Origin of the sequence: Exiguobacterium sp. SH1S21 (assembly GCF_004337175.1) — a bacterium.
Taxonomy (GTDB): domain Bacteria; phylum Bacillota; class Bacilli; order Exiguobacteriales; family Exiguobacteriaceae; genus Exiguobacterium; species Exiguobacterium aurantiacum_A.
On record NZ_SJUY01000011.1, the window covers coordinates 42,923 to 53,683 of the forward strand.

Annotated in this window: 16 protein-coding genes and 1 rRNA gene; all 17 read left to right on the forward strand. The window is 49.1% G+C overall.

The genetic code is table 11. The annotated features are described in order from the left end of the window. The first annotated feature begins 66 nt into the window (after positions 1–66). On the forward strand, positions 67–717 hold the full coding sequence (locus EVJ24_RS13555) for an adenylate kinase (protein ID WP_070329239.1): 651 nt from the start codon (positions 67–69) through the stop codon (positions 715–717). Then, the gene (gene map, locus EVJ24_RS13560; protein ID WP_016508902.1) at positions 714–1,472 is read left to right on the forward strand and encodes a type I methionyl aminopeptidase; all 759 of its coding nucleotides are present in this window, start codon (positions 714–716) and stop codon (positions 1,470–1,472) included. The genes EVJ24_RS13555 and map overlap by 4 nt, the downstream gene beginning before the upstream one ends. Before the next feature lie 105 nt (positions 1,473–1,577). Next, entirely contained in the window at positions 1,578–1,796 is a 219-nt protein-coding gene (gene infA / locus EVJ24_RS13565) for a translation initiation factor IF-1 (RefSeq protein ID WP_035386112.1), read from the forward strand. Between the two features lie 30 nt (positions 1,797–1,826). After that, positions 1,827–1,940, forward strand: coding sequence for a 50S ribosomal protein L36 (rpmJ, locus tag EVJ24_RS13570; protein WP_003156543.1), 114 nt, complete (start codon positions 1,827–1,829; stop codon positions 1,938–1,940). 19 nt (positions 1,941–1,959) lie between these two features. Next, on the forward strand, positions 1,960–2,325 hold the full coding sequence (gene rpsM, locus EVJ24_RS13575; RefSeq protein WP_035386113.1) for a 30S ribosomal protein S13: 366 nt from the start codon (positions 1,960–1,962) through the stop codon (positions 2,323–2,325). Between the two features lie 16 nt (positions 2,326–2,341). Then, the gene (rpsK, locus tag EVJ24_RS13580) at positions 2,342–2,737 is read left to right on the forward strand and encodes a 30S ribosomal protein S11 (RefSeq protein WP_070329238.1); all 396 of its coding nucleotides are present in this window, start codon (positions 2,342–2,344) and stop codon (positions 2,735–2,737) included. Between the two features lie 92 nt (positions 2,738–2,829). Continuing rightward, on the forward strand, positions 2,830–3,774 hold the full coding sequence (locus EVJ24_RS13585) for a DNA-directed RNA polymerase subunit alpha (RefSeq protein WP_070329237.1): 945 nt from the start codon (positions 2,830–2,832) through the stop codon (positions 3,772–3,774). 24 nt (positions 3,775–3,798) lie between these two features. After that, positions 3,799–4,152, forward strand: coding sequence for a 50S ribosomal protein L17 (gene rplQ / locus EVJ24_RS13590; RefSeq protein WP_016510776.1), 354 nt, complete (start codon positions 3,799–3,801; stop codon positions 4,150–4,152). Between the two features lie 69 nt (positions 4,153–4,221). After that, positions 4,222–5,058 carry an energy-coupling factor transporter ATPase gene (locus EVJ24_RS13595; protein WP_070329236.1) on the forward strand — a complete coding sequence of 279 codons (837 nt, stop codon included), beginning with the start codon at positions 4,222–4,224 and terminating at the stop codon, positions 5,056–5,058. After that, the gene (locus EVJ24_RS13600) at positions 5,034–5,912 is read left to right on the forward strand and encodes an energy-coupling factor transporter ATPase (protein WP_131441638.1); all 879 of its coding nucleotides are present in this window, start codon (positions 5,034–5,036) and stop codon (positions 5,910–5,912) included. The genes EVJ24_RS13595 and EVJ24_RS13600 overlap by 25 nt, the downstream gene beginning before the upstream one ends. Next, on the forward strand, positions 5,909–6,700 hold the full coding sequence (locus EVJ24_RS13605; RefSeq protein WP_131441639.1) for an energy-coupling factor transporter transmembrane component T family protein: 792 nt from the start codon (positions 5,909–5,911) through the stop codon (positions 6,698–6,700). The genes EVJ24_RS13600 and EVJ24_RS13605 overlap by 4 nt, the downstream gene beginning before the upstream one ends. Continuing rightward, positions 6,697–7,437 (forward strand): tRNA pseudouridine(38-40) synthase TruA, encoded by a 741-nt coding sequence (truA, locus tag EVJ24_RS13610; protein WP_131441640.1) that lies wholly within the window; start codon positions 6,697–6,699, stop codon positions 7,435–7,437. Before EVJ24_RS13605 ends, truA begins: the two co-directional genes overlap by 4 nt. A gap of 154 nt (positions 7,438–7,591) precedes the next feature. Next, complete coding sequence (rplM, locus tag EVJ24_RS13615; RefSeq protein ID WP_016510784.1) at positions 7,592–8,029, forward strand: 50S ribosomal protein L13; 438 nt, start codon at positions 7,592–7,594, stop codon at positions 8,027–8,029. A 25-nt stretch (positions 8,030–8,054) separates the two neighbouring features. Continuing rightward, complete coding sequence (rpsI, locus tag EVJ24_RS13620; protein WP_070329232.1) at positions 8,055–8,447, forward strand: 30S ribosomal protein S9; 393 nt, start codon at positions 8,055–8,057, stop codon at positions 8,445–8,447. A 142-nt stretch (positions 8,448–8,589) separates the two neighbouring features. Continuing rightward, positions 8,590–9,621 carry a P-loop NTPase gene (locus EVJ24_RS13625; protein ID WP_071398652.1) on the forward strand — a complete coding sequence of 344 codons (1,032 nt, stop codon included), beginning with the start codon at positions 8,590–8,592 and terminating at the stop codon, positions 9,619–9,621. 11 nt (positions 9,622–9,632) lie between these two features. Next, a complete protein-coding gene (locus tag EVJ24_RS13630) occupies positions 9,633–10,286 on the forward strand; it encodes a KinB-signaling pathway activation protein (protein ID WP_071398651.1) in 654 nt (217 codons plus the stop codon). A gap of 369 nt (positions 10,287–10,655) precedes the next feature. Beyond that, positions 10,656–10,761 (forward strand): 16S ribosomal RNA (locus EVJ24_RS13635); the annotation flags it as partial.

Sequence of the window (10,761 nt, forward strand, 5' to 3'; positions counted from 1 at the left end):
GGCTCTCCCTTCCTTCCTGTCGTGTTTACGATGTGTTGTGAAAATCAAAACTGGAGGCTAACTGAGATGAATCTAGTACTCATGGGCTTACCGGGTGCAGGGAAAGGGACTCAAGCGGCTAAAATCGTCGAAGAGTACCAAATCCCACACATTTCGACAGGCGACATGTTTCGTGCGGCAATCAAAGGCGGAACGCCACTTGGTAAAGAAGCTAAATCGTTCATGGATAAAGGTGAACTCGTACCGGATGAGGTAACAATCGGAATCGTACGTGAACGCTTGAGTCAAGATGATACGAAAAACGGCTTTTTACTTGATGGATTCCCGCGTACTGTTGCTCAAGCAGAGGCACTCGAAAGTTTGCTTAAAGATTTGGGGAAACAGATCGACCACGTCGTCAACATTGATGTGGCTGCGGAAATTCTCGTTCCGCGTTTGACAGGTCGTTGGATCTGCCCGACGTGTGGAGCGACATATCATGTGATCTTCAATCCACCAAAAGTGGAAGGCATCTGTGATGTGGATGGGTCGGCACTCATGCAACGTGAAGACGATAAAGAGGAAACGGTTCGCCGTCGCCTTGACGTCAACATCGAGCAATCGAAACCACTTATTGACTTTTATGCAGAAAAAGGGTATCTTCGTACATTGGATGGAGATCGTCCAATCGATGTCGTTTATGCCGATGTTAAAGCGTTACTCGGTGATACTGAATGATCATCACGAAGACGCCTCGAGAAATTGCGATTATGCGTGAGGCTGGGCAAATTGTTGCTCGAACGCACCAGGTGCTCAAAGAGCACATCAAACCAGGTATTACGACGCTAGAGCTCGACCGGATTGCGGAAGATTACATTCGCAGCCAAGGTGCGACACCGTCGTTCAAAGGCTACAACGGTTTTACCGGTAGTGTTTGCGCTTCAGTGAACGAAGAACTTGTTCATGGAATTCCCGGAGAACGGGTATTGAACGATGGAGATATCATCTCGATCGACATCGGTGCCCACTATAACGGATACCATGGAGATTCCGCTTGGACTTATCCAGTGGGAACAATCTCAGAAGAGACACAGCGGTTGCTTGACGTAACCGAAGAAAGTCTGTATAAAGGATTGGAGCACGCCAAGGCTGGACTGCGATTGACAGACATTTCGCATGCGATTCAAGCGTATGTTGAATCTCATGAGTTTTCTGTCGTCCGTGAGTATGTCGGTCATGGTGTCGGTCAAAATTTGCATGAAGAACCGCAAATTCCGCACTATGGTCCACCGGGGAAAGGGCCGCGCCTAAAGACTGGGATGACGTTAGCCATTGAACCAATGGTCAACGCTGGTCAACGCTATGTTCGAACGCTGGCTGACAACTGGACAGTTGTGACAGTGGACGGTAGCATGTGCGCCCACTTTGAGCACACCATCGCCATCACAGACGATGGATACGAGATTTTAACGAAACTCGATTCCGGTGAATGAGGCTCTATTGTTGTGTGCTGATCCGTTATGGATCCTTCTCTCACAGTACTGTACAATAGATCGTCTGTGCTCCTAAATATCTTCATATAGAAAGGGGAATAAATGATGGCGAAACAAGATGTCATTGAAGTGGAAGGCACTGTTATCGAACCACTTCCAAACGCAATGTTTAAAGTGGAGTTAGAAAACGGCCACACGGTGCTCGCGCACGTCTCAGGGAAAATTCGGATGCACTACATTCGAATCCTTCCAGGCGACCGCGTAACTGTCGAGTTGTCTCCGTACGACTTGACTCGCGGGCGAATCACGTACCGTTATAAGTAACTCCGATTTTTCCAGGAGGAGGGTATAATCATGAAAGTAAGACCGTCGGTAAAACCGATTTGCGAAAAATGTAAAGTTATTCGCCGTAAAGGAAAAGTAATGGTAATTTGCGAAAACCCGAAACACAAACAAAAACAAGGTTAATCTAAGAGGAGGTGCACACATGGCACGTATTGCTGGTGTAGATATTCCGCGCGAAAAACGTATCGTTATTTCGCTCACATACATCTTTGGTATTGGTAAAACAAAAGCACAAGAAATCTTGAAGACTGCAAACGTATCTGAAGATTCACGCACACGTGATCTTACAGAAGACGAAATCAACCGCATCCGTGAAGCAATTGACGGAATTAAAGTTGAAGGTGACCTTCGTCGTGAAGTTTCACTCAACATTAAGCGTTTGATCGAGATCGGCGCCTACCGCGGTGTCCGTCATCGCCGTAGTCTCCCTGTTCGCGGACAAAACACGAAGAACAACTCGCGTACTCGTAAAGGCCCACGCCGTACAGTAGCGAACAAGAAGAAGTAAAGGAGGGAATTGAACAATGGCGAAACGTAAGCAAAATGTACGTTCAAAACGTAAAGTCAAAAAGCATATTGAAGTCGGTGTGGTACACATCCGTTCTACATTTAACAACACAATCATCACAATCACTGACACGCAAGGTAACGCGATCTCATGGGCTACTTCTGGTAACCTTGGATTTAGAGGATCACGTAAATCGACACCGTTCGCAGCACAATTGGCTGCTGAAACTGCAGCGAAAGTTGCAATGGACAACGGTATGCGTACAGTAGAAGTTAACGTTAAAGGTCCTGGTGCTGGACGTGAAGCGGCAATCCGTGCCCTCCAAGCTACTGGTCTTGAAGTAACTGCAATCCGTGACGTAACACCTGTTCCGCACAACGGTTGCCGCCCTCCAAAACGTCGCCGCGTATAATCGTTTGTGCGTGTGATGGGCTTACCTAGCACGAACAACATATACAATGCAGCGCAAGCTGCGTGGCAGGATACACTCAAGGAGGGGTTCAGATGATCGAGATTGAAAAACCAAAGATCGAAACGGTCGAAATCAGCGAGGATGCTACGTTTGGTAAATTCGTGGTGGAACCGCTTGAACGTGGATATGGCACTACTCTCGGCAACTCACTGCGTCGAATTTTATTGTCATCGCTTCCTGGTGCAGCGATTACGGCGGTTCAAATCGATGGCGTACTTCACGAGTTCTCAACGATTGACGGAGTCGTCGAAGACGTCACCCAAATTGTTTTAAACCTCAAGAAGTTAGCGCTCAAAGTGTACTCGGAAGAAGAGAAAACGCTTGAGATTAACGTTTCAAGTGCCGGTGCTGTCACTGCGGCAGACATTACCCATGATAGCGACGTTGAAATCTTGAATCCTGAGCTCCACATCGCGACTCTCGCTGACAATGCGACGCTTCGCATGCGTTTGACTGCTCGCCGTGGTCGTGGTTACGTCCAGGCAGAAGATAACAAACGTGATGATATGCCGATTGGTGTCATTCCAATCGATTCGATCTATACACCGATTCAACGCGTGAACTACGAAGTAGACAAAACACGTGTCGGTCAAGATGCTAGCTTCGATAAGCTTCTATTAGACGTGTGGACAGATGGTTCAATCCGTCCGGAAGAAGCAGTATCGCTTGGAGCGAAAATTTTGACAGAACACTTGAATATCTTTGTTGGTTTGACTGACGAAGCTCTCAACGCAGAAATTATGGTCGAGAAAGAAGAAGACCAAAAAGAAAAAGTACTTGAAATGACGATCGAAGAACTCGATCTCTCAGTTCGTTCGTACAACTGCTTGAAGCGCGCCGGCATCAACACTGTTCAAGAACTCGCAAACAAATCAGAGGAAGAGATGATGAAAGTCCGTAACCTCGGACGTAAATCACTCGAAGAAGTTCAACTCAAGTTGGACGAGCTCGGTTTGGGCTTGCGTAAAGAAGACTAAGTTCAACCGAAGGAGGGAAATGTAATGGCTTATTCGAAACTTGGCCGTACAAGCTCGCAACGCAAGGCTCTTTTGCGTGATCTTGCAACTGACCTTATTATCAACGAGCGCATTCAAACAACTGAACAAAAAGCGAAAGAACTTCGCCCAGTCGTTGAAAAATTAATCACTCTTGGAAAACGTGGCGATCTTCATGCCCGTCGTCAAGTAGCTTCATTCGTTCGCAAAGAGAGCGCTGGAGAGAAAAACGCAATCCAAAAATTGTTCGAAGACGTGGCACCACGCTACGCTGAACGTCAAGGTGGATACACACGCATCATGAAAGTCGGCCCACGCCGCGGTGACGGTGCGGAAGTCGTAATCATCGAACTCGTCTAATTCATTAGGCAGTCAACAGGGCATGCGGTCACGTATTGCCCTGTTTCCACATCGGAAAGGAGTCGACAGATGGAATCTCAAATTATGGTACGCGATGTCGTGTTTCGTTACCCGGGACAAACCGAGCCAGCCTTAGACGGGTTGTCACTCGATGTATACAAAGGGGAATGGCTCGCCATCGTTGGCCATAATGGTTCCGGCAAGTCGACTTTGACGAAGTTGTGGAACGGGCTTTTGCTTCCTCAGGAAGGAGAGGTCCGGGTTGAGACGCTCGATCCGACGGACGCCACAGACGTGTGGGACGTTCGTAAACGGATCGGTGTCGTCTTCCAAAATCCCGACAATCAGTTTGTCGGGGCGACCGTGCGCGATGATGTGGCGTTCTCTCTCGAAAACATGGGACTTCCACGTCAAGAAATGGTTCGTCGAATTGATGACAGTCTAGCGCGCGTTGGATTATCGGAACTAGCGGACCGTGAACCGCATCAGTTATCCGGTGGACAAAAGCAGCGTGTTGCGATTGCTTCGGCTCTCGCAATGCGCCCGCATGTCCTCGTGCTCGATGAAGCTACCTCGATGCTTGACCCGATTGGGCGTAAAGAGGTGTTACAAACGGTACAACAGCTCGTCTCAGAAGGGATGACCGTTGTCGCCATTACACACGAGCTCGACGAAGTGTTGTTTGCCGACCGTATCATTGCCTTGTCTAAAGGGAAAATTGCAATGACCGGTACACCAGAAGACGTGTTTAGAAATCCGGAAGCGTTACGTGCCATCCAATTGGATGTGCCGTTTATCGTACGGATGCAACTCGAACTGAAGGAACGGGGCATACCACTCGATCGTCTGATGCTACAACATTCGGAGTTGGTGAACCATCTATGCCGATTAGCATTGAAGAAGTGACTTACCAATATCAATTGAATACTCCGTTTGAACGAACCGCGCTGCGCGATGTGAATGTATTTATTCCGTCGGGGGCGCTTGTTGCGTTTCTTGGCCATACCGGCTCTGGGAAATCGACACTCGTTCAGCACATGAACGGCTTACTGCGACCGACAAAAGGTCGTGTCGTCGTGGATGACATTACAGTACGTGCGATTACGAAGCGTCGCGATAAAAAGCAAAGTTTGCTTCCGCTTCGGCGCCGCGTTGGGCTCGTCTTTCAGTATCCCGAGCATCAACTGTTTGAAGAGACGGTCGAACGCGACGTGATGTTTGGTCCCCGCAACTTTGGTGCGACGGAGGCCGAGTCGAAAGAACGGGCTCATGCGGCCTTGCGCCTTGTCGGTCTCGATGAAACGTTATGGGACCGTTCCCCGTTCGATTTGTCGGGCGGACAGATGCGACGTGTCGCGATTGCGGGCGTGCTCGCGAGCCGTCCGGACGTCTTAGTCGTCGATGAACCGACGGCGGGACTCGATCCGCTCGGCCGTCAAGATATGCTGGCGCTGTTTAAACGTTTAAAAGAAGAACTCGACTTGACGCTCATCCTCGTCTCGCATGACATGGATGACGTGTTGACGTATGCGGAGCGTGTCATCGTCATGGAACAAGGACAAGTCGCCTTCGATGGCGACCCGTTCGAACTGTTCAAGGACGAGTCACTCGTTCGCTCGTTGCAACTCGACGTCCCGAACGTGCTTCGGCTCGCGCTTGAACTCGCACCGACGTTCGGGGTCGAGCCTCCATCCCTTCGGACGGAAGTCGAACTGGCGGACTGGATTGCGGCCGAGTTGAGAAAGGGGGGAGCCATATGATCATCGGGCAATACATTCCCGGTCATTCATGGCTGCACACACTTGACGCTCGGGCCAAAACGCTGTTCATCCTCGGGTTTATTCCGATCGTCTTCTTGGCCGACAATTTGTGGGCGAACGTGTTTTTACTCGCGTTCACGTTATTTGCGGTCAAATTGTCTCAGTTGTCATGGCGCTATTTGTGGAATGGGTTGAAAATGATTTTATTTTTGATCGTGTTCACACTCCTGTTGCAACTGTTCTTCAATCGGGAAGGGACGTTGCTCGTTTCACTCGGTCCGTTCTCGATTTATTCGGAAGGGGTGAGAATGGGCTTGATCGTCTCGCTCCGTTTCTTCTATCTCGTCATGTTGACGACGCTCGTCACCTTGACGACGACGCCGATGGAACTGACCGATTCGATTGAAGCCGGTCTTCGTCCCCTCGAACGCATACGAGTGCCGGCACACGAAATCGCCCTGATGTTATCCATCTCGCTTCGTTTCTTGCCGACGCTAGCCGACGAGACGGATCGCATCATGAAGGCGCAACAGGCGCGAGGCGTCGATTTAAAGAGTGGTCCGATTAAAGATCGGTTAAAAGCGGTCGTCCCGCTCATGATCCCATTGTTCGTGTCCGCGTTTAAGCGGGCTGAGGACCTTGCCACGGCGATGGAAGCCCGCGGGTACCGTGGGGGTGAAGGGCGGACGAGGTGGCGTGAGATGACGTGGGAACGGCGCGACACAGGATTGTTGATCGTGTTTGTCTGCTTGACGCTCATTTTGATTGGATTGCGAGGGATAGGATGAGACGGGTTAAATTGACGATTGCTTATGATGGGACGAATTATGCGGGCTATCAAGTCCAGCCAAACGGCAATACGGTTCAGGCCGAAGTCGAGACGGTTCTTGCGAAGATGCATGGTCAAGCGATGAAAGTCGTCGCTTCTGGACGGACGGATGCCCGTGTTCACGCGAAAGGTCAGGTCATCCACTTCGATACGCATTTATCGATGCCGGCAGATCGCTTCGTCAAAGCGTTGAACGCGATGTTGCCAGATGATATCCTTGTTTGTTCGGCCGAAGAAGTAGATACTTCTTTCCATGCCCGCTACGGGGCGAAACGGAAAGAGTATCGTTACTTCATTCGCACTGACGTTGATCCGTTCCGCCGCCATCATGCCGTGACGGTGACGTATGCGCTTGACCGGGAACGGATGCGTCAAGCGCTCCGTTCACTCGTCGGGACACATGATTTCACTTCGTTTTCGGTGACGAAGTCAGAAGTGGTGGACCGTGTCCGCACGATTTATGAAGCGGAACTCGTTGAGGCGGGAGACGAAATGTACTTTCGGTTCGTCGGATCCGGCTTTCTGTACAACCAAGTCCGCATTATGGTCGGTACGTTAATGGAGGTTGGCAGAGGGAAGTATGAGCCGGCCGATGTGAGTCGAATGCTCGCGGCGAAAGACCGCCGCAGTGCTGGGATTACGGCTCCACCGCACGGTCTATATTTATGGAATGTGAATTATAAAAAAGTAGATTGACATTCCCCTTGTAAAAACGTATCATATTCATTGGCATTTCATTTTCACATTGAGAGATGAACCACAATCTTAGCCCCGTAAACTAGGATTATGATAAAGCATCAAACAAGCATTAAAAAATTCAAATGAACAGACATTTTAGGAGGTATTCCACATGCGCACGACATTCATGGCTAAAGCATCTGAAGTAGAACGCAAATGGCACCTTATCGATGCAGAAGGCAAAACACTCGGTCGTATGACTAGTGAAGTAGCATCACTTCTTCGCGGTAAGCACAAGCCAACTTTCACACCACACGTTGATTGCGGAGACCACGTCATCATCATCAACGCTGAGAAAGTCAAATTGACTGGTAACAAACTGAACGACAAGATGTACTACCGTCATTCAGGTCATCCAGGCGGCTTGAAATCACAAACTGCAAAAGAGCTTCTTGCAAAACGCCCAGAGCGTATGCTTGAACTCGCGATCAAAGGGATGCTTCCAAAAGGATCACTCGGTCGTCAACAATTCACTAAACTCCACGTTTACGCTGGAGCTGAGCACAACCACGAAGCACAAAAACCAGAAGTTTACGAACTTCGCGGTTAATCGGGACACAAGGAGGAACTAAACGATGGCAGATGTACGTTACTACGGAACTGGCCGCCGCAAGCACTCGGTGGCTCGTGTTCACCTCGTTGCAGGTGACGGCAAAGTTGTTGTAAATGGCCGTGATATTTCAGAATACTTCGGTCATGAGACTTTGATCATGATGGCAAAATCACCACTCGTATTGACTGAAACAGAAGGTAAATACGATATCATCGTTAACGTTAACGGTGGTGGATTCACTGGACAAGCTGGAGCGATTCGCCACGGCGTATCACGTGCGCTTCTTCAAGCGGACCCAGAATTCCGTCCAAGCCTCAAAGAAAAAGGCTTCTTGACTCGTGACGCACGTATGAAAGAGCGTAAAAAATACGGTCTTAAAGCAGCACGTCGCGCACCACAGTTCTCGAAGCGTTAATCTTCGAACAGTTTGGTCTAAACTCTTCGCCTTTATGGGCGGAGAGTTTTTTTGTTGCTCGAGAAATAGTCGGTTTTCGTTCCCTCAAGAAAACGCTTTTTTTGATATACTGTTATCGAGACAGAAATTAGGGGGAAATGACATGCTTACAGTAGAACAAGTTCGTGAAGAACTAGCAGGGTTGGTCGATCCGACGATCAATCGTACGCTTGGAGATACAGCTGGCGTGAAAGACGTCCGAATTAAAGAAGACTATGTCAGCGTGAAAGTGGCACTCGGTCAGACCGGGAGCGGGGAACAGCTTCAGTTGCAACAAGAGATCGTCACATTGTTGAAAGGAAAAGGCTTTAAGACGGTCGGCCTTCGTTTCGAAGCGCTAAATGACGAAAGTTTACAAGAAGCGACAAAACCGGCTATCCTTCGTGAAAACTCAGGAACGACGTTCATAGCAATCGCTTCAGGAAAAGGCGGCGTCGGGAAGTCGACGGTGTCGGTCAACTTGGCGGTCGCGTTGGCACGTGCCGGTAAAAAGGTCGGCTTGATCGATGCCGATATTTACGGGTTCAGTGTCCCGGATATGCTCGGGATTGAAGAACGTCCCGTCGTCCGAGGTGAAAAGATCATCCCGGTCGAGCGGTTCGGGGTAAAAGTCATCTCGATGGGCTTCTTCGTCGAAGACAATGCGCCGGTCATCTGGCGCGGACCGATGCTCGGGAAGATGCTCAACAACTTCTTCAATGATGTGGAGTGGGGCGACCTCGACTACTTGTTGCTCGATTTACCGCCAGGGACAGGTGACGTCGCGCTTGATATCCACTCGATGCTCCCGTCATGCCAGGAGTTGATTGTAACGACACCTCACGCGACCGCTGCGTTCGTCGCGGCTCGAGCGGGTGCGATGGCAATCAAGACGAACCATAAAGTGCTCGGAATCATTGAGAATATGGCGTACTTCGAAAGCAAGGTAACGGGCGAGAAAGAATACGTCTTCGGTTACGGCGGCGGCGAAAAATTATCAGAAGCGCTCAAGAGTAAACTGCTCGCGCAAATCCCACTCGGTCAGCCGTATGACAATGAAGACGACTTTGCGCCTTCGGTCTACCGGGATGGGCATCCGTTTGAGACAACATATGATGAATTGGCGCAATCGGTCATTCAACAAATAGAAGGGTGAATGGTTAGCAGATGAAAGTACAAGGTTTTTTACGTTTGTTTTGGACGACGCTCGTTTTCGGGACGCTATTTGGGTTCCTGATGAATATACTCGCTAATCCGGGTTATTTGGTCAGTCAGTCGTGGGAAGCGATCGTGACGGCACTCAGTTACTCGAGCACGTGGACGGGAATCAGTATGATGGGCTTTTTTGCCTACTTGATCGTCCACCGTGTCGGCTTGGATTTATTCCGCGGAGCGAAACTGTGGAATCGAGTTCAAGTGCTCTTGATTGTATTCGCGTTATTTGACGCGGTCTATCTACGCATGCTCGCATTTGGAAATGATCACATGTGGCGTTATATCGGAGAGATGCTCGTCCTAGTCGTCGTGTCGTGGATCGTAGCGACGAGCAAGGCGAGACAGACGAACGCGAGTGCATTTATCCCCGCGCTCTTCTTGATGATCGTCATTACGTTGATTGAGTGGATTCCGGCACTGCAAGCGACAGATGAGATCGCTCTTCTATGGCCGGCACTTGCGACGCTCGTGTTCGCCAACGCTTATCAAGTGTTGATGCTTCATCGCTTCCAAGCACCAGCGCATGGCGAAGCAGTATCAAAATCGAATAGTGGTCCTAAAGAGTCATTAAAGACGAAGAAACGAGTCTCGTCCAAATCGTCTTAATGTTCTCTTACCAGTGATAAGCTCAGGCGATTTCGCCTGAGCTTATCCATTGGTTAAGAAAGGAGTCCGAGGCCGATTTAAGCGTATCGAAATAATTTTTGAAGCAACCAAAGTTTTTTTAGAAAAACAGTTGACGAATAGTGCAGGCATTGATATATTAATAAACGTCGCTGCTGTTCAATTTTGAACAACAGAAAAAAGTGAAAAAAATAATAAAAAACGGTTGACTTTAAAAAGTGAACTCGCTATTATTAAAAAGTCGCTAACACGACAACATTTGGTCTTTGAAAACTGAACGATGAGGCAAAAAAAGTTTTACAAGTTTTGATTGAAGCGCAAGCTTCGTCATTTTCAAGAGCTATATCAAATTCTTTGGAGAGTTTGATCCTGGCTCAGGACGAACGCTGGCGGCGTGCCTAATACATGCAAGTCGAGCGCAGGAAATCGACGGAACCCTTCGGGGGGAAGTCGACGG

Excerpts from the sequence above, each read along its gene's own strand:
- EVJ24_RS13555 (WP_070329239.1), top strand. The coding sequence starts at position 67 with ATGAATCTAGTACTCATGGGCTTACCGGGTGCAGGGAAAGGGACTCAA.
- map (WP_016508902.1), top strand. The coding sequence starts at position 714 with ATGATCATCACGAAGACGCCTCGAGAAATTGCGATTATGCGTGAGGCT.
- infA (WP_035386112.1), top strand. The coding sequence starts at position 1,578 with ATGGCGAAACAAGATGTCATTGAAGTGGAAGGCACTGTTATCGAACCA.
- rpmJ (WP_003156543.1), top strand. The coding sequence starts at position 1,827 with ATGAAAGTAAGACCGTCGGTAAAACCGATTTGCGAAAAATGTAAAGTT.
- rpsM (WP_035386113.1), top strand. The coding sequence starts at position 1,960 with ATGGCACGTATTGCTGGTGTAGATATTCCGCGCGAAAAACGTATCGTT.
- rpsK (WP_070329238.1), top strand. The coding sequence starts at position 2,342 with ATGGCGAAACGTAAGCAAAATGTACGTTCAAAACGTAAAGTCAAAAAG.
- EVJ24_RS13585 (WP_070329237.1), top strand. The coding sequence starts at position 2,830 with ATGATCGAGATTGAAAAACCAAAGATCGAAACGGTCGAAATCAGCGAG.
- rplQ (WP_016510776.1), top strand. The coding sequence starts at position 3,799 with ATGGCTTATTCGAAACTTGGCCGTACAAGCTCGCAACGCAAGGCTCTT.
- EVJ24_RS13595 (WP_070329236.1), top strand. The coding sequence starts at position 4,222 with ATGGAATCTCAAATTATGGTACGCGATGTCGTGTTTCGTTACCCGGGA.
- EVJ24_RS13600 (WP_131441638.1), top strand. The coding sequence starts at position 5,034 with ATGCCGATTAGCATTGAAGAAGTGACTTACCAATATCAATTGAATACT.
- EVJ24_RS13605 (WP_131441639.1), top strand. The coding sequence starts at position 5,909 with ATGATCATCGGGCAATACATTCCCGGTCATTCATGGCTGCACACACTT.
- truA (WP_131441640.1), top strand. The coding sequence starts at position 6,697 with ATGAGACGGGTTAAATTGACGATTGCTTATGATGGGACGAATTATGCG.
- rplM (WP_016510784.1), top strand. The coding sequence starts at position 7,592 with ATGCGCACGACATTCATGGCTAAAGCATCTGAAGTAGAACGCAAATGG.
- rpsI (WP_070329232.1), top strand. The coding sequence starts at position 8,055 with ATGGCAGATGTACGTTACTACGGAACTGGCCGCCGCAAGCACTCGGTG.
- EVJ24_RS13625 (WP_071398652.1), top strand. The coding sequence starts at position 8,590 with ATGCTTACAGTAGAACAAGTTCGTGAAGAACTAGCAGGGTTGGTCGAT.
- EVJ24_RS13630 (WP_071398651.1), top strand. The coding sequence starts at position 9,633 with ATGAAAGTACAAGGTTTTTTACGTTTGTTTTGGACGACGCTCGTTTTC.